We start from the raw sequence: 23,174 nt of genomic DNA, 5'->3' as shown, positions 1-23,174 counted from the left end.
ACGCCATAAAGCGTGCCACTGCCGTCGGTCGCGGCTGTTGATCACTACTGTGGTCCGAGTGAATCGTCGGATCCTCACCCTGATCGCCGCCCTCGTCCCTGTCCTCGTGCTCGGCGTGGCAGGCAGCGTGGTCACCGTGCCGTTCGTCGCGCTCGGCCCCGGTCCCACCTTCGATACGCTCGGCCAGGTCGAGGGCAAGCCGGTGGTCGATGTCACCGGCGCGCCTTTGGATCCCACGAGCGGGCACCTGAATATGACAACCGTGTCGGTACGCGACGGACTGAACCTGTTCGAGGCGTTCGGTTTCTGGGTCAGCGGTGAGCACGGCCTGGTGCCGCGCGCCGAGGTGTACCCGCCCGGCGTGCCACGCGAAGAGGTCGACAAGTCCAATCAGCAGGACTTCAAGGACTCCGAGAGCGATGCCGAGGTAGCCGCGCTGCACTACCTGAAGATGCCGACGGTCGTGCTGGTCCGCGGGCTCGGCGAGGAAGGTCCCGCCAACGGTGTGCTCCAGGTCGGTGACGAGCTGATCAGCATCGACGGCACCCCGATCGCCACGCCCAAGGACGTGATCGACCTCGTCGGTACGAAGAAACCCGGCACCACCATCAGCGTCGTCCATCGTCGCGGCGATATCGAGCTGACCAGTCCGATCACCCTGGCACCGCGCCCCGGCGACGAGACGAAGGGGTACCTCGGCATCACCCCGGGCGAAGGTGGACGTCCGCCGCTGCGGGTCGAGTTCAACCTCGCCGATATCGGTGGACCGTCGGCCGGGCTGATGTTCAGCCTCTCGCTGATCGACAAACTCTCGCCGGGCGAACTCAACGGCGGCAAGTTCGTCGCGGGCACCGGCACCATCGATCAGGACGGCAAGGTCGGCCCGATCGGTGGCATCCAGTACAAGATGATCGCGGCGCGCGAGGCGGGCGCGGAAACGTTCCTCGTCCCCGCCGACAACTGCAACGAGGCCGGTCAGCGTGCTCCCGAGGGTCTGCGCCTGGTGAAGGTCGACACCCTCGACACCGCGGTCGCCTCGCTGGCCGAGATCAACGCGGGCCGCGAAGTGATCGGCTGCGGGTAGTCACTCCAGCGTGTGGTGCAGGGCCTCGACCAGGCCCGGCGCCAGGTTGGGGTAGGTGCGCAGGTCGAGATCGCCGAAGCCGTCGTCGTCCTCGGGGCGGATCTGCAGCAGGCACAGCGTGGTGCCCTGGCGCAACACACCCGCGATGAGCCGGGCGTCGCGGCGACCCGGATGCGCGTGCGCGGCGGCGCGCCCGGCCGCGTCGGCGGCTTCGTCGTCGGCCAGCAGCGGAACCAGCGCCTCGTCGAGATCGTTCTCGGCGTCGGGCGGCAGCACCACGATCTCCTGCACCAGCACGCAGCCTTCGACCGCGGGCGGCCAGGTGGTGGTAGCCAGGAACTCGTCCAACGCCATCGACCCGCCGGTGATGTCGTCGGGGAAGGCTTCCTGGGCGACGGGGGTCAGCTCGCTGCCGTCGTCGAGCTGGTCTTGCAGGTCCGGTTCGGCCGCGGCCAGGTCGGCGGTCGGCACCAACGCGAACATCTGCGGCGGGTTTCCCCAGCCCTCGGCGTCGGCGAACTCGACGACCTCGCGCACACAGCGGGCGAGGAGAACTTCGGCGTGCTCGTCTTCGGTCACCCGCACATCCAATCATTTTCGGCCCAGGCACTTGCACGGTGTCCGATTTCCGTACAGTGGGCGCCAACGGTCCGGCAGCAGGAACTTCCCGCGTAAGTGGGGACCAGCCCGGATCACCCGCAAGATTCGGACTGCGGTGACTGCGCCGGTCACGGTGTGGAACCGCCGGAGCATGGAGAGTGGCACCGTGGGCATGCGGCCCCCCACCGGCTTACCTTCGTTGTCCCGACGCAGCCGTGTGCTGCTGGTGACAGCAGTCGTCCTGGCGGCATTGCTGCTGCTCGGGCCCCGTTTCACGGATGCCTATACCAACTGGTTGTGGTTCGGTGAGGTCGGCTATCGCAGCGTGTATCTGGGTGTGCTGCGGACCCGGTTGATTCTGTTCGTGGTCGTCGCGTTGCTCGTGGGCCTCGTGGTCTGGGCGGCGTTGCTGCTGGCCTATCGGTCGCGTCCGGTCTTCGTGCCGGTTGCCGGGCCCAACGATCCGATCGCGCGCTACCGCACGACCGTGATGAGCAAGCTGCGGCTGTTCGGCGTCGGTATCCCGGTGCTGCTCGGCGTGCTGTCGGGGTTGGTCGCGCAGTCGAACTGGGCGACGGTGCAGCTGTTCCTGCACGGTGGCGAGTTCGGTCAGCAGGACCCGCAGTTCCATCTCGACATCGGTTTCTACACCTTCGATCTGCCGTTCTACCGGATGGTGCTGAACTGGCTGTTCGTCGCCGTGGTGATCGCGTTCTTCGCGAACCTGGTGACGCACTACGTGTTCGGCGGTCTGCGGCTGGCCGGGCGTGAAGGCACGCTCACCAGGGCCGCGCGCGTGCAGCTCGCGGTGATCGCGGGAATCTTCGTGCTGCTCAAGGCGGTGGCGTACTGGTTCGACCGGTACGACCTGTTGTCGAGTACGCGCAAGGAGCCGACGTTCGGCGGTCCGTCGTACACCGATATCAACGCCGTGCTGCCCGCCAAACTGATCCTGCTGTCGATCGCGGTGATCTGCGCGGTCGCGTTCTTCGCCGGGATCGTCCTGCGCGATCTGCGGGTGCCCGCGATGGCGGCCGCGCTGCTGGTGCTGTCGTCGATCCTGGTCGGTGCGGTGTGGCCGATGGTGGTGGAGCAGTTCTCGGTGCGACCCAACGCCGCCGAGAAGGAGAGTCCGTATATCGAGCGCAATATCCAAGCGACTCGCGAGGCGTACGGGATCACCGACGACAAGGTCGAGTACCAGGACTACCAGGGTGAGAGCAGGAAGAGTCCGCTCGAGGTGCCCGCCGACGCGGCCACCATCGGCAACGCCCGCCTGCTCGACCCGAATATCCTCTCGCCCACCTTCACCCAGCTCCAGCAGCGCAAGAACTTCTACGGCTTCCCCGAGTCGCTCGACATCGACCGCTACAGCCTCAACGGCGACGTCCAGGACTACATCGTGGCCGCGCGTGAGCTGCACCCCGCCGCGCTGTCGGGCAACCAGAAGGACTGGATCAACCAGCACACCGTGTACACCCACGGCAACGGCTTCGTCGCCGCGCCGGCCAACCGGGTCAACAAGCCGCAGTCCGAGGCCCAGAGTGTCACGGGCGGTAGTGATTCGGGCTATCCGCTGTTCATGGTGAGCGACCTGTTCACCAAGGTCGAAGACCAGCAGATCAAGGTCGAGCAGCCGCGGATCTACTACGGCGAGCTGATCGCCCAGACCGATCCCGACTACGCCATCGTCGGTACCGCCGACGGCGAGGCGCCGCGTGAGTACGACTCCGATCAGGCGCAGTTCACCTACGACGGCAGCGGTGGCGTGCCGATCGGGAACTGGTTCAACCGGCTGGCCTTCGCGGCCAAGTACGCCGAGCGCAACATCCTGTTCTCCTCGGCGATCAGCGACGACTCCAAGATCCTGTTCAACCGTGGACCGCGCGACCGGGTGCAGAAGGTCGCGCCGTGGTTGACCACCGACGGCAACGCCTACCCGGCGGTCGTCGGCGAGCGTGTGGTCTGGATCGTCGACGCCTACACCACGCTGGACAAATACCCCTACGCCCAGCCGACCTCGCTCGACGGAGCGGTCGAGGACAGCATCGACAAGAAGACCGGCCGGGTGATCCCGCGCAAGGAGGTCAGCTACATCCGTAACTCGGTGAAGGCCACCGTCGACGCCTACGACGGCACCGTCACCCTGTACGAGACCGACACCACCGACCCGGTGCTCAAAGCCTGGCGTGGCGTGTTCCCGGACGCGGTGAAGCCGCAGAGCGAGATCTCACCCGAGCTGCGCGCGCACTTCCGCTACCCGGAGGACCTGTTCAAGGTCCAGCGCGACATGCTCACGAAGTACCACGTGGACAACCCGCGTGAGTTCTTCACCAACAACGCGTTCTGGTCGGTGCCCAGCGATCCGACCATCGAGGGCGGCACGTTCAACCAGCCCCCGTATTACGTCCTGCTGGGCGACCCGAAGACCAACAAGCCGGTGTTCAACCTGACCTCGGCGATGGTCGGTTACAACCGGCAGTTCCTCTCGGCCTACATCTCGGTGCGGTCCGACCCCGACGGGTACGGCAAGTTCACCGTGTTGCAGCTGCCGGTCGAAACGCAGACGCAGGGTCCGCAGCAGACACAGAACTCGATGACCACCGCCGACGCGGTCTCCCGCGAGAAAACCCTGCTGTCGAACTCGAACAAGATCCGCTACGGCAACCTGCTCACCCTGCCGGTGGCCGACGGCGGCATCCTCTACGTCGAGCCGTTCTACAACGAGCGCAACACCGGTTCGTCGACCTTCCCACAGCTGCTTCGCGTGCTGGTGAGCTATCGCGACGCGGCGGGCAGCGTGAAGGTCGGGTACGACGCGACACTGGCCGGGGCACTGAACCAGGTGATGCCGGGTGCGGGCTCGCTGGCCACACCGTTCGGTGGCGATCCGGCGGTGAAGCCGAAACCGGGGGCGATCCCGCAGGTCGATCAGGGCACGGTCACTCCGCCCGGCGGCGGCACGACGCCGCAGCCGGGGACGACACCCCCCGTCGGCTCGACCGGCCAGGAGGCGGCAGCTGCCGAGCTCAGCCGCAAGATCGAGGCGGTGCGCACGGCGATGCGGACGGGCAACTTCACCGATTTCGGCAAGGCGCTGGAAGATCTGGACGCCGCGGTGAAGGCGTATCAGGACGCGGGCGGCCGGTAGACAGCCGCCACACAGCAGCGAGAAAGGCCCCGTCTGGATGACGGGGCCTTTCTCGTGCAGGGGGAACGGTGGATCAGCCGCCGATCGAGGCGATCAGCGGAGCGTTGGCGTCGAGCAGGCTCTGGTACTGACCCGCGACACCGTACTGGTCGGCCAGCGCCTTGCCCGCGGCTTTGGCCTGGTCGACGGCAGCCCGAACATCGGTCTCGGTCTGGGCGGGCAGCTCGACCGGCAGTTCGGCGGCGGGCTCCTCGACTACCTCGGGCTCGGATGCGCCCGACTGCAGGAACTGGCCGCAGTGGGGCCACGCGCCGACGCCCTGGCTGGCGAGCACGTTCTCCGCGACGCGGATCTGCTCCTCCTTGCTGGCGTTGTGTGCCGAGCCGTGGCCGCCGTTGGCCGCCCAGGTGCTCTGCGAGAACTGCAGGCCGCCGTAGTAGCCGTTGCCGGTGTTGATGCCCCAGTTGCCGCCGCTCTCACACTGGGCGACACCGTCCCAGTTGTAGGCGGCGGCGGAGGCGGTGCCGGTGGCGAGGCCGAACGGAACGGCAACAAGGGCGCCTGCGATGGCGGCGACGCCAAGGGCGCGGGTGCTGAATTTCCGGGTATCGGTCATGGGAGAGACGCTAACCAATGAATCGTTGTCGATCACATCTTGATAACGGTCAGATTCCATGATTGGAATATACGCCTTTTGGGTGTTTATGCCGCATAGCCAGTGGGAATGTCGGGAACTGATTACTTTGTAATTGTTCCGTTATGTGTTCGGTATCACGCGGAGATAGTGATTCCGCTCACTGAAATGTGGGCATACTGCCCGAGGTTGCCGGACTATGTGATGACTGCCACAGTCGCCATTCGCTGAAGCGCGGTGATTCGGGGTCGGGATGATGCGTGCGGGTCGTAAAACCTGTATTGACCTCGCGATTTGGTACCTGTGTGCACCTGTGTGTAATGTTGTGTTCACACCGACGCGGGGTGGAGCAGCTCGGTAGCTCGCTGGGCTCATAACCCAGAGGTCGCAGGTTCAAATCCTGTCCCCGCTACAAAGAAAAGGCCCGGAACCACTGGTTCCGGGCCTTTTTGTCTTTCGGGCCGGCTCCCGCGTGGGAATGGTGCCGCTGGTCACACCCGAACCGGCAAGTGCTCGACGTCACGGTGAAAGTCGGTGCAGGTCAACAGGTTTCGAGTGCGCTTTCACATCACCGTTACGCGCCTCGCCGAAGATCGACATCTCGGCCGGAGACGCTCAGCCGCATGAGGCGATTCGCAGCGCGACCCCGTGTCACGGTCCTGGCCTGCGAGGTGTGCGGCAGGCTGCCGCATCCGGGGCGGACCAGGCTCACTCTCGCCAAACTCGCGGCGGTGTTCCCGGTGGAGCTGGCGCTGCACGCGTTGGTGGTCCACCTGCACCCGCCCTACCTACTGACCGTGGCGCTGCTCACGGTCACCACCACGATCCTGGTGATCTGGGTGGTGGAGCCGTCGGCGATGCGAATGCTCGGCGGCTGGCTACACAGCCCGGAGCTACGTCACCGTGACCGCATCGACGCCGCGCCCGCGCTCTGGCGGATCCGGGTGCGCCTGGCTGATCGGCCGGGCGCCCTCGAGACGCTGGCCAAACACCTCGCCCATCGCGACGCCAACATTCTCACCGTGCACGTGCACCAGCTGGAGGACGCGGTACTCGACGAACTCGTCGTCGCCGCGCCCGCCGAGGTGACCCCACACGCCATCACCGCCGCCGCGGAACACGCGGGTGGCTCCGGTGTGCGGGTCTGGCCCGCGACCGTACTGTCGCTGATCGACGGTCAGACCAAGGCGCTGGCCATCGCCGCCCGCATCGTCGGCGATCCGGACGAATTACCCCTGGCGGTCGCGGAGCTGCTCGGTGCGCGCTACCTCGCGCCCGGCACGCCCGCGGTGACCGAATCAGGCGATGGCACGCTGCTGGAATTGGACCGCGACGATCGTCGCTGGGGTTTCGTGCGCCCGGACGAACCGTTCACCCCCGCTGAGATCGCTCGCGCGCATCGGCTCGCCGATCTGGCGGCGCTCATCGCGCGGCGACAGTGAGCGTCAGTCGAAGCCGAGGTCGCTGGTGAGCGGATCGCGCAGGGCGCCCTCGGCGGCTCGCAGCCGATCGGTGACCGAGGTCAGCAGATCCATCGAATCCCGCGACAGCCCGAGCGCGAGGCGAGTCAGGTGGCGGGTGGCATCGCAATGGAAGCGGTCGGCGAGTAGGGCGTCCGGGTCGGCGGGCGCGGCCGAGTGTTCGACGACGTTCACGGCAGGGGCACTCACAATCTCGTATTTTCGAGTATGACGCACCTTACATCCACCCTGGGGTTCGTGAACCCCGGTCGGCGTGCGAAAGTGCAGCAATGAGTCAGTTCGCCGACTATCAGAACGAGATCTACCTGGCCGCACTCGGGGGGATCCAGCCCGAATTCCCCATGGACTACGCGACGCTGGAGCGCAAAGCCACTGCGGCACTGCCGGATTCGTTGCTGAACTACATCGCCGGCGGAGCGGGCGACGAGCTCACGCAGCGGCGCAACGCCGAAGCCTTCGCGGATTGGGGCCTGGTGCCTCGGATGCTGGTCGGCGCCACCGAGCGCGACCTCGCCGTCACCGCCTTCGGCCACACCTTCGCCAGTCCGCTGTTCCTCGCACCGGTCGGGGTGATCGGTCTGGTCGGTGAGAACGGACACGGCGACATCGCGGTGGCGCAGGCGTCGGCGCAGACCGGCGTACCCGCGATGTACTCGACGTTGATGGAGGATCCGCTCGAGGACGTGCGCCCGCACGCGGGCGACACGCCCTCCTTCTTCCAGCTCTACACGCCGAAGAACCGTGAACTCGCCGAGAGCCTGGTGCACCGCGCCGAGGCCGCGGGGTACGCGGGCATCACCGTCACCCTCGACACCTGGGTGCCCGGTTGGCGTCCGCGAGATCTGGCCGGTGGCAACTTCCCCCAGCTGCGTGGGCACGTGCTGAGGAACTACACCAGCGACCCGGTCTTTCAGCGGATGGTCGGCTCCGACGACCCCAAAATGATTGTCCTGCACTGGATCGCGACCTTCGGAAACTCGCTGACCTGGGATGACCTCAGCTGGCTGCGTTCGCTCACCGATCTGCCGCTGATCCTCAAGGGCATCTCTCATCCCGAGGACGCGCGCAAGGCGATCGACTTCGGCGCCGACGGCATCTACTGCTCCAATCACGGTGGGCGCCAGGCCAACGGTGGTCTGAGCGCGCTCGAGACCTTGCCCGCTGTCGTGGCCGCGTGTGACGACCGAGTGCCGGTGCTGTTCGACTCCGGGGTGCGCTCCGGCGCCGATGTGGTGAAGGCGCTCGGGCTCGGTGCGACGATGGTCGGGCTCGGCAGGCCGTATGTGTACGCGCTGGCGCTGGGCGGCGTGCGCGGACTGGTGCACCTGCTGCGCAGCTACGCGGCCGAAGCGGACCTGTTGATGGCGGTCAACGGCTATCGCGATGTGGCCGCGGTGCGCGCGAACATCCGGCCGACCACGCGCGGCAACGCCACACTCGGCTGAGGGGAGTCACGGCCCGGAATCCTCGCGCGGGAGGGATTTTCGGGCCGTGTGGGCGGCTCGGGGAAGAACTTGTCGGTGCGGTGCGGCATCATCTGTGCGAAGACCACGCTGTAGCACCAACCCCCGGAGTCCACGATGTCCTCGCCGAGCACCAAGTCCGCATCCCGCCGATCAGCACCGCCGGTATTGACCGAGGCCGAGCTCGCGCGTATCGCGGACGAGCTCGCCGATGGCAAACCGCCGATGGTGTGGTTCACCGCCGCCGCTGTCGGTGTCGCCGAGGGGAAGTCGGGCAAGGTTGTCGCACTCGACGATCCGTCCGCCGGCGACTTCCTGCAGGTGCGGCCCACCGGTTCCAAAGATGTGCTCTCGTTCGGCCCGAGCGAGGTGACGCTGACCAAGCCGGCTCGCGGGACTACCGTAGCGCCGGGCGGATCCGCACGGACCCGCCCGGAGAGTGCCCCCGCGCCGAGCAACCGAAAGGACAACACTGTGACCCAGCCGTCGACCCTGCCGAGCACGCCCGCGCCCGCGCCGGCGTCGCTCGCTCCGGTAGCCGATGACACCAAGCCCGCCCCGGCGACGCCGCGGCCCGCGAAGGCTCCCGCGGTACGCAAGGCCAAGGTGGCCGAGGTGACCGTGACCCTCACCGGGACCACCGACGGTGAGTGGACGGTCGATGTGGTCAACGGGAAGAAGCGCAGTGTGAAGGGGTTGGCGGTCAGCAGCGCGGCCGTCGCGCAGACCGCGAAGATCCTGCACCCCGAGGTGGAGGAAGTGGTGGCCGGGATTCTCGAGGCCGCTCGCGGGGCTCAGCAGGCGAAGGTCGCGCAGTTGCAGGCCGAGCTGGAGGCGGCCCGGAAGTTGTTGGAGGAGTTGGGGGATTGAGCTACTGCGCCACTCGCGTGATGCGCGGGGAGGCGGAGATCCGGCGACGCGACGTCGGCTTGCGCAGTTCGTCGTGGAAGCTGAGGCCGAGGCGGTATTCCTTGGCGTGGTACATCGCGGCGTCGGCGGTGCGGATCAGGTCGTAGATCGTGGTGTCGGTGGGGCAGGTGGTCAGGCAGGCGACGCCGATGCTGGCGGTGATGGGGATCTCGCCGCAGCTCAGTTCGAAGGGGCGGATGAAAGCCCCGAGGATGTGTTCGGCGAGGACGGCGGCTTCGGCGCGGGTGCGTGGCGCCAGGACAACGAATTCGTCGCCGCCGTAGCGGGCGGTGAGGTCGGCGCTGGCGGTGGTGCGGCGGATGCGGGACGCGGCGTTGGCGATGAGTTCGTCGCCGACAGCGTGCCCGTAGCTGTCGTTCACCATCTTGAAGCCGTCCAGGTCGATGAACAACAGGCACAGCGGTTTTCCGGCCCACTGCTCGCGGTATCGGTGGGGTGCGCGCAGTAGAGCGGCCCGGTTGAACAGGCCGGTGAGCAGGTCGTGGTCGGCCTGATACTGCGCGCGGCGTTCGCTGCGCGTACTGCGGGCGATGGCGCGTTCGCTGCGCACCAGTACACCGGCCAGCAGCACCGTGAGCATCGAGCAGATCACGACGCGGTCGACCACCCAGAGCTCGGCGCCGACCACGCTCACCAGCGCGGCCGCCACCAGTGCCACCGCGATCATCCCGGCCCGCTGCCGCGATCGATGCGGTCCCACATCCTCGACGTCGCGCGCCGTGCCCATCGTCGGCTGCACCGCGGCCAGCCCGGCCAGCAGGTACGCCCACTGCTGTGGCACCAACGCGAATTCGGGGTCGAGGGCGATCGTGCCCGCGGCGGTGAGGCTTTCGAGGAACCCGCCGATGAGCACGGCGATCAAGGCAGCCTGCAACAACCGCAGCCAGGTTTGCGAGCGAACCACGGTCGCCAGCGAATGCGCGAGCACGGTGGCCAGTAGTGCGTTGATCACCGGGAAACTCGCGGCCAGCGCGGTATCGACGAACCCGGTGCTGTGCCGCAGAATCGGCGAGATCAGGAACGTCCAGGAGGCCAAGAGCGCACTGAGGCCGATGAGTGCCGAGTCCAGCCACAGGTCACGGGTATCGCGGAGCCGGTGCGGCCGCAACCAGCCGACTGCCGCCAGGCCCAGACACAGCGAGGCGGCCAAGGTCGCGAGATCGTCGACCGGGTGCAGGCTCGAATGCGGCCCGAGCGCGCGGATCGCGGCGCCCGTCGCGAACAGCGGCCCCGAGGCGGCCATGAGGTACCAGGGCAGCCGATGTGCGGGTCGGTGGCAGTACATGCCGTACCCGATCATCGCCAGCGATCCCGCGACGATCACGACGAGTAGCAGCACCGGCACCGTCCGGCCGCCCGCCAACGGTGCGATCAGTACGGCCCCCGCCGCGCCGAGCAGTGCCACACGCCGTCGCCTGCTCCCGTCGTGTGTTTCGCTGATGGTCATCAGCCCCCCTCGATCCTGCTGCGCACGCGACGAGCGTCGATCGAATGTGAGGCCGGTGAATCACTCGAAGTATCGGCCGAGAGCACCGAGTGTTGTTGTCCGAGCACGATCCCCAGCCGGCAGCGCCGACGCTCAAAACCTTGACACCTCAGTCGATCATGACACGTCCACGGCCCTGCTGTCGATGCGTTGTGGGCATTGCCGGATACCGATTCGACACCCGATGCCCCACGATTGCCGACCGTGGTGTTCGGTGATGGCATCGTCGCGGGAAGCGGAAGGGAAGTACGGGTGCAGAAGTGGATCGCGCCGGGCCGGGTCAACATCATCGGCGAGCACACCGATTACAACGCCGGATTCGTGTTGCCGATCGCGTTGTCGCTCGGCGTTGTCTGCGCGGCCGAACCACGCGCCGACGGGCTGGTGCGCCTCACCTCGGCGCAGCGGCCCGGCGACATTGTGGTGGCACGCGTAGATGATCTTGTGGCCCAACGGGATCGGTTGCCCGGTTGGGCCCGTTATCCGCTCGGGGTCGTCGACGAGTTCGTCCGTGGCGGCCATCCCGTCGGCGGGGTGAATCTCGAACTCGACGGCACGGTGCCGATCGGCGCCGGCCTGTCCTCGTCGGCCGCCCTGTGCTGCGCGGTGACGATCGCGCTGCGCGATCTGTTCGCCCCGGCGCTCACCGATCGGCGCATGATCGAGATCGCCAGGGCGGCGGAGAACGGTTTCGCCGGCGTACCCACCGGCCTGCTCGATCAGGCCGCCTCGATCCTGTGCACCGAGGGACACGCCCTGTTCCTCGACATCCGAGCTTTCACCGGTGCGGAATCGTGTGCCGCCGAACAGATTCCGTTCGACCTGCGTTCCGCCGGACTGACGCTGATCGTCGCGGATACCGGTCACCCGCACGAGCTGGCCGACGGTGGGTATGCCGAGCGCAGGGCCCAATGCGAAGCCGCCGCCGACGCGCTGAATCTGCCCGCCCTCCGCGATGCCACCTCCGAGGACCTGCCACGCCTGCGGGATTCAGTGCTGCGGCATCGCGCGCGGCACGTGATCACCGAGAACGCGCGGGTGCTCGCGGTCGTCGACCGGCTGCGCGATGGTGCTGACCCACGCGCGATCGGTGAGCTGCTCACGTCCTCACACCGCTCGTTGCGCGAGGACTTCGAGGTATCGGCGCCCACACTGGATCTCGCCGTCGACGCGGCTCTGGACGCGGGCGCGTACGGTGCGCGCATGGTCGGCGGTGGCTTCGGCGGCAGCATCATCGCCCTGGTCGAACACGCCGACCACGTCGCCGAGCGCATCATGAATCGTTTTGCCGCAGCGGGTTTCGCGTCACCTCACATCTTCGCCGTCGAACCGGGCACGGGTGCGCGCACACTGGAGTGAGCCGTCCTGCGGTCGTTGTGCGCGAACCCTCACGCTGACTGGACCGCGCCGGGGATTCCGTCCTCGACGACGAAACTCGCCCGCGTGCTGATCGGGGCACCCGGACGGCTGACGTAGGGGACGACACGAAAGTCGTTGCGCCACTGTCGATGATCCAGATCGACGCGGACATAGCCCCGCTGGCGGTTGTAGAACTTGAGGTCCGGGTTGGCGGCCAGCGGGTGCGGCCCGTGTCGGTGAGGTCGGCGCCGTCGCTGCCGGTGCTGATCGAGGTACCGGTGAATTCGGTGGCTACGACCGGCGATTCGGGGTCGGCGTAGTCGCGGCGCAGGTCGGCGACGTAGTTCTCGTGGCGGTCGCCGGTGATCACGACCAGATTGTCGACAGCGTGATCGGCGGCCGCGGCCAACACCGTATTGCGGTCCGCGACATAGCCGTCCCACGCGTCGGTGCCGAGCAGCAGATCGGGCCCGGGGTCGTAGTCGGACTGGGCCATGGCGACCTGATTGCCGAGCACCTGCCAGCGGGCGGGCGAGGTGGCGAAGCCGTCGACGAGCCAGTCCCGCTGGGCCGCACCGAGAATGGTGCGGTCGGTGGCGAAGCGGTCGGCGCATCCGAGCACCGCCGAGCCGTCACCGCAGGCCTGGGGGGTGCGGTACTGCCGGGTATCGATCATGGTGAACTCGGCCAGATCACCGAATCGGTAGCGGCGGTGCAGGTGTATCGATGGGCCCGCGGGTAGCTGGGCCAGGCGCATCGGCTGGTGTTCGTACATGGCCTGGAACGCGGCGGCCTTGCGGCGGCGGAACAGTGGCGCGAGGCGGTGGACATCGAGTCCGAGGCCGGGCCGGTCGCCGGCCCAGTTGTTGTCGAGTTCGTGATCGTCGAAGGTGACGAGCCAGGGGAAGGCCGCGTGCGCGGTCCGCAGCGGCGCTTCGCCTTTGGCCTGGGCGTAGCGCAAACGGTAGCCCGCCAGATCCACCGCCTCGCCGGCGAGCTGGGGCGGCAGGTGCGCGCCCCGGCGGGCCAGTACCCAGGACGACTCGTAGATGTAGTCGCCGAGATGTACCACGAGATCGAGATCCTCGGCGCCGAGGTGCTCATAGGCGGTGTAGTAACCCGAGCTCCACGACTGGCACGACGCGAAGGCGAACCGCAGTCGCGCGGTCGGGCTGCCGAGCGCGGGCGCGGTACGCGTACGGCCGACCGGTGAGATCGCCGAACCGGCCCGGAACCGGTAGTAGTACCACCGATCCGGCGCCAGCCCGGCGACCTCGGGATGCACACTGTGCCCGAGCTCGCGGGTCGCCACCGCCGAGCCCCTGACCACGACTCTCGTGAACCGTTCGTCCTCGGCGACCTCGTAGTCGACGGTCACCGGGGCGATCGTCATCCCGCCGTACCCGTCGGGCGCGAGCGGATCGGGCGCGAGCCGCGTCCACAGCACCACGCCGTCCGGGGTCGGTTCGCCGGAAGCGACCCCGAGCGAGAACGGTTCACCGAGCCGCCGCGGCGCGGCGAAGCGCGCGCTGCTCACCGCGGATACCCCCACCAGGGCGGCGATCGAACCACCGATGCCGCCGTGCAGGAGTTGTCGGCGAGACAGCGTCATCGATTGATCCTCGCACCGCCGACGCCGACCGGCCACCGATCGTGTCCGGTTCGGCGTCGCGGTGTGGGTGTCAGAGCCGGAAGATCCGCGCGCCGACGGCCCAGCCCGCGCTGGACCAGTTCGGACCGAAGCACGCCACCGTGCCCGCCTGGCCGACCGGCAGATCCTGGCGGATCGTGTACGGCCCGACGGCGAAGGGCGCGATGTTGTAGCCGACGCAGTCGACCTCGAGCCGGTAGGTGCCCTCGCCGCCGTAGCATCCGCCATTGAACGCCCACGGGCCGTTCAGCGACCCCTGGCAGCCGGGATCAGCGGCGGCCGTCCCCGCGGCGACGCCGGTCAGGGCGACCGCGATAGCCGGAACGGCCAGGCACAGAGCGACTGCGCGAGCTGAGGTACTCATGGGGCTCCGATCATCGAGTGTCATGGGTTACATGGGATGTTTCCTCGATAGTTAGCCATGCGTTACACCTTGTCCGCGCGAGCGGCCAGGCCCAATGCCACATCGATGAGCAGGAAAACGAGCAAGCTCACCCCGATGAGCGGCAGGAACCAGCCGATAACGACCGCCGCGCCGACCAGCGGAACCGTGATCCACGGTGACGTGCGGCGCAGGACACCACGTCGTGGCGGCACGGGCAGCGCGGTCCGTCTGGTGGGTCGACGCTGCCACCACATGCGGTAACCGAGCACGATCACCGTGCCGAGTCCGACCATGATCGCGAGCAGCAGCAGCTGGTTGACCAGGCCGAACAGCAGACCCATGTGGAAGGCGATGCCCCAGTTGGTGAGCTTGGCCATCAGCGGCCAGTCGGCGAAGGCCAGCCGATCGGTGACCGTGCCGGTCGCGCCGTCGACGGCGAGCGCGTCGATGGTGTAGGTGCCGGGCAGGCGCAGTTCCTTGACCCCGAACGCCTTCTCCGGTGTCGCCGGGATGGCGATCTCGGCGCCCTGGGTGATGCCTTCGGCGCGAGCGACCTCGTACACGCGATCGAGTCGCGCGATCTGCGCCGCGAGGTCGACCGGGACCGGGGCGCTCTGCCCGCCACTGTGGTGGTCACTGCCCGATGGCTGGGCGGGACCGGCGGCGCCCGGCAGCTTCACACTCACCGAGGGGGTGGTCCAGCTGAGTTCCTGGCGCAGCTTCGTGACGTTCTCACCGGCATAGGTCGACCACGTCATGCCGGTGGCCGAGAGCAGCAGCAGCACAGGCAGGATCCAGACGCCGATCGCGCCGTGCCAGTTCATCTTTCGCCGCCTGGTCTGGGACAGGTCCGGCTTGAGCAGCCACTGCGCGGAATTGCGCTCGCGCCGCTTGCGCACCCGATGCACCCACAGCACCAGCCCGAACAGCGCGATCACCCACAGCCACGAGGCGGCCAGTTCGCTGTAGATTCTGCCGGGATCGCCCAGGTGCAGGCTGCGATGGAACTCGCTGAGCCAGGCGCGCAGTGGCAGCGCGCCGCCACTTCCGTAGACCACGGACTCGCCGACCGGCTGGGCGGTGTGCGGGTCGACGAACACCGACAACCGCTCGGAATCGCCGAGGGTCGGATCGTTGAACAGCACGCGGGTGGTGTCGCCCGCGTTCGGGGCGGGGGCGACGGCGACCGGAGTCAGGTCGGGGCGAGTCGCTACGGCGGCTTCGACCTGGGCCGAGAGCGGCTGATCGGGTCCGGTGGTGTCGACCTGGAGCAGATCGCGCGAGACGAACCCTTCGATCGTCGGTGCGATCGCGTACAGCGCGCCGGTGAGCGCGGCGATCAGGATGAACGGGGCGACGAAGAACCCCGCGTAGAAGTGCAGGCGCAGGGCCAGGGGCGACAGGCGTAGGCCCCGGCGTGTGCCGGAACGCGGACTGTCATCGGAGATCGGTGGTGCCGAGGGGGAGTTCTCCTCGGCCGGACGAGTGTCCGTGATACTCATGCTGATTCATTTCTGGAGTTCTGGAACCCGGTGCGCGCGCACGGCAGTCAGCCGGGTGCGCCGATGCGCGAAGAAGGCGCACGGGAAAAGTCCGTGCACCGGGTGAGGGAAAGGTCAGAAAGGAATCGCGAGCGGGGGAGCGCGGGTTCGTCGCGACGACGTGGCGAGGATTCGCAGAATGACGCGGTCGCGGTGGGCCAGGCGCAAGGGCGCCGGGTCGGGGACGCGGGGGGTGCGGTAGCGCAGCGGCAGGATGCGCGCCAGCACGGCGCCGCCGATCCGGTACGCGGCTTCGGCGCCCACGATCACCACGGCCGCGAGTAGCGCGGCGACGGTGTGCGCGGTGAGCATGCCGAGTCCGAGGGCATCGTCAGCCGAGTGCGCGTGCCCGGACCAGCTCATCGTGGTGTGGCCGACCAACTGGCCGCCCAACAGCACCGCGGCCAGTCCCAGCGCACCGTGACGCAATGGCCCGATCCCGGCGACGAGGGCGCCGACCACCGCCGAGGCCGCCGCCAGCAACGCGATCGCCGTGCTTCCCGGCAGCGCGCCGCCGGTGGCCATCCCGTGCGCGGCCAACGACAGCGCACCCGACATCGAGCCCGCACAGGCGCCACGCAGCCGCGCGCCGACCGCACGCGACGGCGCGGAGGCCTGGTGGAACCCGATGATCACGCGCTGATGATAGTCGACCGGCGTGACCCGCTCGGCCGGCTTTAGAGCGGGCTACGTCCAGTCGTACTCAGTCCGTCTCGACGGACATCTCGATCAGTGGCTTGCGCAGCAGTTTGCCCGTCGCGTTGCGCGGCAGTTCGTCGACGAAGATCACCTCGCGCGGCACCTTGTAGCGGGCCAGGTTCTCGCGGACGTACTCCTTGATCTCCTTGGCGTCGCGCGCGGACTCCGGACCCGGCACCACGATCGCGCGCAGGCGTTTGCCGTAGTCGTGGTCGTCGACGCCGACCACCGCCGCCTCGAACACGTCGGCTCGGCCCGCGATGAGGTTCTCCACCTCCAGCGGGAAGACGTTCTCGCCGCCGGAGACGATCATGTCGTCGTCGCGGCCGTCGATGTAGAGCAGACCGTCGGCATCGAAATGGCCCACATCGCCGCTCGACATCATGCCGTCGACCATTTCCTTGGTCCGCCCGTCGGTGTACCCGGTGAAGGCGAACCCGTTGTCCACGAAGATCGTTCCGGTGACATTCGGTTCGGTGATGGGCTTGCGGTTTTCGTCGAGCAGCACGATCCGGATGCCGACCGGCGCCTTGCCCGCCGTGGTCGGCGCCTTGCGCAGATCCTGCGGGGTGGCCACGGTCATCACCGCGCATTCGGTGGAACCGTAGAGGTTGTAGAGCGAATCACCGAAGTAGTCCAGGGTGCGGGTGACCACGTCGGGCGCGATCGCCGAGCCCGCCGCGAAGATGACCTTCATCGTCGACGGGTCGTACTTCGCCAGGGTCTGCTCGTCCAGATCGAGGATGCGCTGCAACATCGTGGGCACCACGACCAGCGAATCCGCCTGGTACTTCACCACATTGGCGAGCGTGAGCTCCGGGTCGAACCGGCGCTGCTGGAAGATGACCCGGTTCCCGAGGGCGAGTCCGAGGGTGAACTGCGACAGGCCGGTGCCGTGGAAGATCGGCGCCGCCATGATCATGGTGCCGTTGTTGGGCAGCGGCACCCGATCCACGAACTGCGCCGATGCGAACGGGCTCACCTTGTCGCGCGGTGCGCCCTTGGGGGTACCGGTGGTGCCGCTGGTGAGGATCACCATGCCGCCGGGCTTGCTCGGCGCGGTGAACGCGGCGGTCGACCGATCCGCCGACAGCGATGCCACGGTCGGGATCGAGGAGTCGGCCCCGTGCGCCTCGTCGACCCAGGTGAGCACCCGCGGGATCTCGGTGGGGATCGCGCTCATCAGGTCGAGGAACTCGCTGTCGTGCAGCACCGCCTTGACCTTCTCGCGCGCGGCGACGTCGGCGAACTGCGGCTTGGCGAACCCGGTGTTCATCAGCACCGCGCGCACACCGAGCTTGCCCGCCGCGAGCAGACTCAACACCATGCCGCGATGGTCACGGGCCAGTACGGCGATCACGTCGCCCTCGTTGATCCCGCTCGCGCGCAGGCCGCGGGCGAACGCGTTGGACTGCGCGTCGAGTTCGCCGAAGGTGATCTCACCCAGTTCGTCGACGATCGCGCCCGCCTGCGGCCTGCTCTGCGCGGCGTGCATGACGACGCCGGCGAACGGGCCGAACTTCGAGACATTGCGAAACGATCGGGCGGCGTGGTCGAGGCGCAGTGGGTTGAACAGCTTGCGATCCACCATGACCTTGACGCCGAGCGCGAAGTCACCGGCGCGGCGAGCCGTGGTACCGAGCGCGGGCAGAGACAGAGACATCGAACAGCCTTCCGGCAGACCTGGCCCACGCGACATCGCAGGCCGGACCGCGTCTTCGAGATCCAGTGCTGTGGATAACACTAGCAAGCGATCCGGCCGCGCTGTCTACTCCGTAGTAACCAGGGCCTATCCCTGTGAGACCTCATAGTCGACAAGGGTGCGGCGCACGATCTTGCCGGTGGCGTTGCGGGGCAGTTCGTCGAGGAAGATCACCTCGCGCGGCACCTTGTACCTGGCCAGATTCGCCTTGACATGCGCCTGGAGCTCGGCGGCGTCGACGGTGTGGCCCTGCTCGAGAACGACGAAGGCGCGCAAGCGCTTCCCGAACTCGACGTCATCGACGCCGACCACGGCGACGTCGAAGACCTCGGGCCGTTCTACCAGCAGGTTCTCGACTTCCTGCGGGTACACGTTCTCGCCGCCGGAGACGATCATGTCGTCGTCGCGGCCGTCGACCATGAGCAGCCCGGAGTCGGTGAAGTGGCCCATGTCGCCGCTGGACATGAAGCCGTCGATGATCTGCTTGTGCCTGCCGTCGGTGTAGCCCTCGAACGGCGCGCCACTGCGCACGAAGATCCGGCCACGCGTGCCCCGAGCCGTGACCGGCTTGTCCTGGTCGTCGTAGAGGCGGACCTCGCAGGTGATCGGTGAACGGCCGACCGTGCCCGGCGCCTCGGCCAGTTCGGCCGGGTTCGCGACGCTGGCGATGGCCACCTCGGTCGACCCGTAGAGGTTGTAGAGCACCGGCCCGAAGGTCTCGGTGGCCTTGACGCACAGCTCAGGGGTGAGCGCGGAACCCGCGAAGAGGATGACCTTCAGCGAGGACAGGTCGTATTTCGCGCGGACCTCGGCGGGCAGTTCGGTGAGCCGGTGCAGCATCGTCGGCACGCACACGAGCATCTCGACCTTGTGCTCGGCGATCGCGGCGAGGGTGGCCTCGGCATCGAAGCGACGGCGCATCACGATCTTGTTGGACAGGATCGAGTTGACCAGCCAGGTGCCCAGACCCGTGCTGTGGAAGATCGGCGACACGATCATCGCCGTGCCCCGCCTCGGGAACGGGATGCGGTCGACGAACTGCGCGGTGGCCATCGGCGTGACCCTGGTGCGCGGGGCGCCCTTCGGCAGGCCGGTGGTACCGCTGGTGAGGATGATGAAGCCGCCCGGCTTGCTCGGCGCGGGCAGATCCTCGGTGGCGTTGTTCGCGATGAGGTCGTCCAACGTCGTGGCGTCGGCGGGGAGTTCGGTGCCCTCGTCGACCCAGGTCAGGTAGCGCGGTAGGTCGGCGGGTAGCGCGTCGAGCAGGCCGAGGAATTCGCTGTCGTGCAGCACCGCGCGCACGTTCTCGCGTACGCACACCTCCGCGAACTGCGGCTTGGCGAAGCCGGTGTTCATCAGCGCGATGCGCGCGCCCAGCTTGCCCGCCGCGATCATCGACATGATCAGGCCGCGATGATCGCGCGCCAGCACGGCGATGACCGTGCCCTCGCCGATGCCCGCTTCGCCCAACCCGCGGGCGATGGCGGTGGACTGCTCGTCGAGTTCGCGATAGGTCAACTCACCGCGCTCGTCCGCGAGCGCCACCTGGTCGGGGGCTACGCGGGCCGAATGACGCACGAGCGTGGCCTGCGGGCCGTAGATCTTGGACTCTTTCATCGTCCGCAGGGTCTCGAGCGGCGTTTTGGGATCGGAGACACCGCGTGCGCGCAGTACTCCGATCGCCTTCACGCTTTCGAGCAGATGTGACAGGTTCACGTGACTACCTCCGCAGCGTTGTTCACTCGACGTTTACCGTAGCAGTCGATGTGCTGTGGATCACAGTAGCCTATACGGACAATTTGGACATATTCCAGAGGTCGCCCGAGTCAGCGCTGCGCGGCCGCCAGTGTCGCGAGCAGCGGGATGAGCCTGCTCTCCGGCACCTCGAAGCGGCCGCGACCCGCGGTCTGCAACCAGCCGACCGCGGCGAGCTCGCGCAGATGCTGGTAGATCTCGGCCGAGGTGCCCAGTTCGGCGATCGCCGCGAGATCGGCGGCGGTCCTGCGGCCGTAGACGATCTCCTGCAGTAGCCGCAGGCGCACCGGGTCGGCCAGTGCGGCAAGGCAATTGGCGGCCTCGATGGTCCACACGTCGCCGACGATCGCATCGGTGGCGTATTGCGCCTGCCAATCGAATCGCTCGCCGGTCGGCAGTTGCAGCGCACCGGCCAGCAGTACGCCGCCGGTGCGCTGCCCGGCATCGGCGAACTCCTGCCGCAACCGCGCCACCGCCCACGGCAGCTGCGCGTCCTCGGGGTGCGCGCTCTCGAGCGCGGCCACCCGCCGTTCCAATTCTTCGAGTCGGTCGACCAGATCCTCCACGCCGGTCAACCTACGCCACACCGAAGCTGTTGCGCTGCTTCATCGAAACGACAACGCACCCCGGATCGCGTGGACCCGGGGTGCGCAGGGGCGGGTATCAGCGGGTGACGGCGCCGAACGAGGGTTGCTGGATGGTGCCGAGCTGGTACGCGAAGCCGTCCGGATGCGCGTCGTCGACCGGCACGGACCAGCGGTGCCACAGGTTGCCGTAGACCGCGGCCACGATCAGCCCGCCGCCGGTGTTCAGCGGCGCCGTGCGGATGGTGGTGTCGACCGGCACGTCCTGATGTTCGGTCAAAACCGCGGTACCGCTCTGCCCGGTGGCCAGATTCAGCCACATGACCTCGAGCTTGGCGCCGCCCTGGTTGGGCGAGATGGTGCCGGGGCCGCCGAAGAAACCGAAGCGGAAGCCGTCGAGGTCGAGGGCGATGCCAGAGCCGTAAACCCCTGGCCCGCCGCCGTTCTGGCCGATATCGGAGGTCGCCGGGATCTGGAACGGTTGCGCGGGCAGCGCGACCTCGACCGCGCCCTTCGCGGCGAATTTGTCGAGGGCGGCGAGCGCGCCCGGATTGTCGGCCACCGATGTACGCAGCTTCGCGACGGACGCGGCCACATCGATAGTCGGTGGCGACGGTTGCGCGACCGCAGGGCCCGCGAAGACGATGGCGACGGCGGCCGACGTGACGGCTACCGCGGTGGTGAAGCGACGCGTGAAACTCAGATGATGCATAACCAGCTCTCCCTCGAGTGTTCCTGGTACTGCTGTCCCTGGTGATTCGTTCGCTGTGTCGGTCGGGCGGATGAGCCACCGACCACCTGTGCACGGTACCGACACCGGCCGTGGAATCCGCCACTACCCCGGAAGGCGAGTTCGGGCCGTCGGTTACGGCATATTCGCGATTTCCACCTTGTAGCCGCGATAGAGCTCGGGTTTGGCGGTGAGGACCGGCATGTCCAGATGCTGCGCGGTGAACACCACGGGCGCGATCAGCGGCCAGTCGAGATGGTTGTCGGCCATCGGCACCGTGGTGCCGACGCGGATGGCGGTGGGCGCGTCGAGTTCGGCCCAGCGCACGGCGACGCGATTGTCGAGCAGGCGTCCGAGTTCGTCGATGTTGTCGACGGCGCGCATCGCGGCCATCAGACTCACGGTCGGCACCACCAGGATTCGGCGCTGCTGGGTGAACTGGCGCATGATCACCTGCCCGAACAGCGGCGACAGGGCCAGGGTGGTGAGCGCGGTGTGATCGGCGACGCTCACTGGTGGCTGTCCAGCGCGCCCATCAGCTTGCTCAGTTTGGCTTGCGCCTCAGCGATATCGGCCGCGGAATGCTGGGTGATCCTGGCGTCGAGCTTGCCCAGGATCTGTTCGCGCAGATCGTCGTTGAAGTACGCGGGAGGCAGTGCCGCGTGCCGCAGGACCTCGGCGGGTACCACCGCGACCAACTCTTTTCCCTCCCGCGTCACGATCACCGGCCGTCCGCTCGCGGACACTCCGTCGAGAACACTTCCCAGCTGACCACGCAATTCGGTCAGCGGCACACTGTCGTAATCGGCCATAGTCAACTGTACATCGCTATGTACAGTTCAGCCGTTCGATGACGGGTATCGATGATGCCCGCCTGTTCCGGCGGGCGTCATCGTGCTCAGGCGACTTTGCGGGCGGGTTCGCTGCGGTAGCGGGTGACCGGGCCGTCGATGCCGAGTAGCCGCCAGGTCAGCTTCGCGACCGGGTTCATCAGGCCGCTGTTGGTGGCCAGCGCGCGCACGTCGCCGAAGATATTGCGCATCGTGGTCTGCGATTGCTCGCTGCCCCAGTAGGCCTCGCGCATGACCTCCGCCGGAATGTCGAACTTCTCGACGAATTCCTTGGGCGGGGTCATGATCATGTCGAGCATCAACCGCATCGCGATCGGGAAAGCCACGGAGAGAACCGATTTCGTGATCGGGTTCATACCGGGCACGTTGCGTCGCAGGTACTCGTGGGCGAAGGAGATGTGGCGGGCTTCCTCGGCCACATGGATCTGCATCACCCGCTGCACCATCGGGTGCAGATCGACGCCCGCGCGCAGCAACGACTTCTGCAGGTGGTCGATCGGCTCCTCGCCGCCGAGGATCATCGTGAAGAACAGTTCGGGGAAGTACTTCACCGCGGGCCAGATGGCCATCGTCAGCTTGCGATCGATGGTGCCCATGCCGATCACATCGCGATAGCCGATGCGATTGATCATCTCCTGGAACATCATCGTGTGGTTGCACTCTTCGGCGGCCTCGTGCGTGATGTACCGGAATTCCGGGTCGCCGTTGGGGACCGAGATCAGGTACTGCATCAGCCCGCGGATCAGCAGCTGCTCGAAATCCAGGCCGACCTTGGCGATGCCGGCTTGGCGCCACATGCCGATGGCGATCTGCTTCTCGATCGGCTGGGCCCGGTACCAGGGGTGGCGACCCAGTGGGTCCTCCTCGGGCATGATCCAGCGCGGATCGTCGCTGTGCACGGCGAACTCGGGGGAGTCCCAGTCGATGTCGACATAGGGGTCGAAGTGTCGGTTGACCGAACCTTCGGACAGGTTGCGCAGGATCTCGTGGTACTCGGGATCGGTGGCGGTGTTCTTGATTGTCGACAGCATCAGCGGTGTCTCCTTCGGTGTGGCGCGATCTCCACGTTATATGAGACTCGGAGTCCC

The 23,174-nt window shown here is 67.5% G+C and carries 20 protein-coding genes, 1 tRNA gene and 1 pseudogene; 7 read left to right on the top strand and 15 right to left on the bottom strand.

The window, feature by feature from the left end; genetic code table 11:
* Window positions 1-58: 58 nt before the first annotated feature.
* The gene (locus NA12_RS12470; protein WP_084472711.1) at window positions 59-1,084 is read left to right on the top strand and encodes a YlbL family protein; all 1,026 of its coding nucleotides are present in this window, start codon (window positions 59-61) and stop codon (window positions 1,082-1,084) included.
* On the opposite strand, the gene NA12_RS12465 is transcribed toward NA12_RS12470, so the two are convergent.
* On the bottom strand, window positions 1,085-1,663 hold the full coding sequence (locus NA12_RS12465; protein ID WP_067449541.1) for a PPA1309 family protein: 579 nt from the start codon (window positions 1,661-1,663) through the stop codon (window positions 1,085-1,087).
* 187 nt (window positions 1,664-1,850) lie between these two features.
* On the opposite strand from NA12_RS12465, the gene NA12_RS12460 reads away from it, so the two are divergent.
* The gene (locus tag NA12_RS12460) at window positions 1,851-4,835 is read left to right on the top strand and encodes a UPF0182 family protein (RefSeq protein WP_067449540.1); all 2,985 of its coding nucleotides are present in this window, start codon (window positions 1,851-1,853) and stop codon (window positions 4,833-4,835) included.
* A 73-nt stretch (window positions 4,836-4,908) separates the two neighbouring features.
* Here the strand turns inward: NA12_RS12460 and NA12_RS12455 are convergent, their stop codons facing one another.
* Window positions 4,909-5,451, bottom strand: a complete 543-nt coding sequence (locus tag NA12_RS12455) for a transglycosylase family protein (protein WP_067449427.1) — start codon at window positions 5,449-5,451, stop codon at window positions 4,909-4,911.
* Window positions 5,452-5,807: 356 nt separating this feature from the next.
* Between NA12_RS12455 and NA12_RS12450 the strand changes: the two genes are divergently transcribed.
* Window positions 5,808-5,881 (top strand) — tRNA-Met (locus NA12_RS12450).
* A gap of 211 nt (window positions 5,882-6,092) precedes the next feature.
* Window positions 6,093-6,911: an ACT domain-containing protein gene (locus NA12_RS12445; RefSeq protein WP_067449426.1), complete on the top strand. Its 819-nt coding sequence runs from the start codon at window positions 6,093-6,095 to the stop codon at window positions 6,909-6,911.
* A gap of 3 nt (window positions 6,912-6,914) precedes the next feature.
* On the opposite strand, the gene NA12_RS12440 is transcribed toward NA12_RS12445, so the two are convergent.
* Window positions 6,915-7,139: a hypothetical protein gene (locus tag NA12_RS12440; protein ID WP_132369669.1), complete on the bottom strand. Its 225-nt coding sequence runs from the start codon at window positions 7,137-7,139 to the stop codon at window positions 6,915-6,917.
* Window positions 7,140-7,219: 80 nt separating this feature from the next.
* Between NA12_RS12440 and NA12_RS12435 the strand changes: the two genes are divergently transcribed.
* Both NA12_RS12435 and NA12_RS12430 read left to right on the top strand, forming a co-directional pair.
* Window positions 7,220-8,395: an alpha-hydroxy-acid oxidizing protein gene (locus tag NA12_RS12435; protein ID WP_067449424.1), complete on the top strand. Its 1,176-nt coding sequence runs from the start codon at window positions 7,220-7,222 to the stop codon at window positions 8,393-8,395.
* A gap of 135 nt (window positions 8,396-8,530) precedes the next feature.
* Window positions 8,531-9,283, top strand: coding sequence for a DUF6319 family protein (locus NA12_RS12430; protein WP_067449423.1), 753 nt, complete (start codon window positions 8,531-8,533; stop codon window positions 9,281-9,283).
* A gap of 1 nt (window position 9,284) precedes the next feature.
* On the opposite strand, the gene NA12_RS12425 is transcribed toward NA12_RS12430, so the two are convergent.
* Window positions 9,285-10,790: a GGDEF domain-containing protein gene (locus tag NA12_RS12425; RefSeq protein ID WP_067449422.1), complete on the bottom strand. Its 1,506-nt coding sequence runs from the start codon at window positions 10,788-10,790 to the stop codon at window positions 9,285-9,287.
* A 243-nt stretch (window positions 10,791-11,033) separates the two neighbouring features.
* Here NA12_RS12425 and galK point away from each other — a divergent pair, with 243 nt between their 5' ends.
* A complete protein-coding gene (galK, locus tag NA12_RS12420) occupies window positions 11,034-12,188 on the top strand; it encodes a galactokinase (protein ID WP_243654706.1) in 1,155 nt (384 codons plus the stop codon).
* Between the two features lie 29 nt (window positions 12,189-12,217).
* Here galK and NA12_RS12415 read toward each other — a convergent pair.
* From NA12_RS12415 to NA12_RS12365, 11 genes and pseudogenes are all read right to left on the bottom strand, one after another.
* Window positions 12,218-13,800 (bottom strand): annotated as a pseudogene (locus tag NA12_RS12415) (alkaline phosphatase D family protein).
* 70 nt (window positions 13,801-13,870) lie between these two features.
* Complete coding sequence (locus NA12_RS12410) at window positions 13,871-14,203, bottom strand: hypothetical protein (protein WP_132369668.1); 333 nt, start codon at window positions 14,201-14,203, stop codon at window positions 13,871-13,873.
* Between the two features lie 62 nt (window positions 14,204-14,265).
* On the bottom strand, window positions 14,266-15,726 hold the full coding sequence (locus NA12_RS12405; protein ID WP_067449419.1) for a PepSY-associated TM helix domain-containing protein: 1,461 nt from the start codon (window positions 15,724-15,726) through the stop codon (window positions 14,266-14,268).
* Window positions 15,727-15,840: 114 nt separating this feature from the next.
* Window positions 15,841-16,401 carry a hypothetical protein gene (locus tag NA12_RS12400; RefSeq protein WP_084472710.1) on the bottom strand — a complete coding sequence of 187 codons (561 nt, stop codon included), beginning with the start codon at window positions 16,399-16,401 and terminating at the stop codon, window positions 15,841-15,843.
* A 67-nt stretch (window positions 16,402-16,468) separates the two neighbouring features.
* Window positions 16,469-18,127, bottom strand: a complete 1,659-nt coding sequence (locus NA12_RS12395) for an acyl-CoA synthetase (protein WP_067449418.1) — start codon at window positions 18,125-18,127, stop codon at window positions 16,469-16,471.
* Between the two features lie 126 nt (window positions 18,128-18,253).
* A complete protein-coding gene (locus tag NA12_RS12390) occupies window positions 18,254-19,882 on the bottom strand; it encodes an acyl-CoA synthetase (RefSeq protein ID WP_067449417.1) in 1,629 nt (542 codons plus the stop codon).
* A gap of 110 nt (window positions 19,883-19,992) precedes the next feature.
* Window positions 19,993-20,487, bottom strand: a complete 495-nt coding sequence (locus tag NA12_RS12385; protein ID WP_067449538.1) for an ArsR/SmtB family transcription factor — start codon at window positions 20,485-20,487, stop codon at window positions 19,993-19,995.
* A gap of 97 nt (window positions 20,488-20,584) precedes the next feature.
* On the bottom strand, window positions 20,585-21,217 hold the full coding sequence (locus tag NA12_RS12380) for a hypothetical protein (RefSeq protein ID WP_067449416.1): 633 nt from the start codon (window positions 21,215-21,217) through the stop codon (window positions 20,585-20,587).
* Window positions 21,218-21,370: 153 nt separating this feature from the next.
* Window positions 21,371-21,748: a PIN domain-containing protein gene (locus NA12_RS12375; RefSeq protein WP_067449415.1), complete on the bottom strand. Its 378-nt coding sequence runs from the start codon at window positions 21,746-21,748 to the stop codon at window positions 21,371-21,373.
* On the bottom strand, window positions 21,745-22,047 hold the full coding sequence (locus tag NA12_RS12370) for a type II toxin-antitoxin system Phd/YefM family antitoxin (protein ID WP_067449414.1): 303 nt from the start codon (window positions 22,045-22,047) through the stop codon (window positions 21,745-21,747). Before NA12_RS12370 ends, NA12_RS12375 begins: the two co-directional genes overlap by 4 nt.
* A gap of 86 nt (window positions 22,048-22,133) precedes the next feature.
* Window positions 22,134-23,117 carry an AurF N-oxygenase family protein gene (locus tag NA12_RS12365; protein WP_067449413.1) on the bottom strand — a complete coding sequence of 328 codons (984 nt, stop codon included), beginning with the start codon at window positions 23,115-23,117 and terminating at the stop codon, window positions 22,134-22,136.
* Window positions 23,118-23,174: the final 57 nt, after the last annotated feature.

The organism is Nocardia alba NBRC 108234, assembly GCF_001612665.1.
GTDB classification, from domain to species: Bacteria; Actinomycetota; Actinomycetes; order Mycobacteriales; family Mycobacteriaceae; genus Nocardia; species Nocardia alba.
The sequence above is the reverse complement of the archived record's forward strand: the minus strand, read 5'-3'. Positions and strand labels throughout refer to the sequence as shown.

Bases quoted from the DNA above. Each gene is read 5' to 3' on its own strand.
- NA12_RS12455 (WP_067449427.1), bottom strand. From the start codon at position 5,451: ATGACCGATACCCGGAAATTCAGCACCCGCGCCCTTGGCGTCGCCGCC.
- NA12_RS12445 (WP_067449426.1), top strand. From the start codon at position 6,093: ATGAGGCGATTCGCAGCGCGACCCCGTGTCACGGTCCTGGCCTGCGAG.
- NA12_RS12435 (WP_067449424.1), top strand. From the start codon at position 7,220: ATGAGTCAGTTCGCCGACTATCAGAACGAGATCTACCTGGCCGCACTC.
- NA12_RS12430 (WP_067449423.1), top strand. From the start codon at position 8,531: ATGTCCTCGCCGAGCACCAAGTCCGCATCCCGCCGATCAGCACCGCCG.
- NA12_RS12425 (WP_067449422.1), bottom strand. From the start codon at position 10,790: ATGACCATCAGCGAAACACACGACGGGAGCAGGCGACGGCGTGTGGCA.
- NA12_RS12410 (WP_132369668.1), bottom strand. From the start codon at position 14,203: ATGAGTACCTCAGCTCGCGCAGTCGCTCTGTGCCTGGCCGTTCCGGCT.
- NA12_RS12405 (WP_067449419.1), bottom strand. From the start codon at position 15,726: ATGAGTATCACGGACACTCGTCCGGCCGAGGAGAACTCCCCCTCGGCA.
- NA12_RS12395 (WP_067449418.1), bottom strand. From the start codon at position 18,127: ATGTCTCTGTCTCTGCCCGCGCTCGGTACCACGGCTCGCCGCGCCGGT.
- NA12_RS12380 (WP_067449416.1), bottom strand. From the start codon at position 21,217: ATGCATCATCTGAGTTTCACGCGTCGCTTCACCACCGCGGTAGCCGTC.
- NA12_RS12370 (WP_067449414.1), bottom strand. From the start codon at position 22,047: ATGGCCGATTACGACAGTGTGCCGCTGACCGAATTGCGTGGTCAGCTG.
- NA12_RS12365 (WP_067449413.1), bottom strand. From the start codon at position 23,117: ATGCTGTCGACAATCAAGAACACCGCCACCGATCCCGAGTACCACGAG.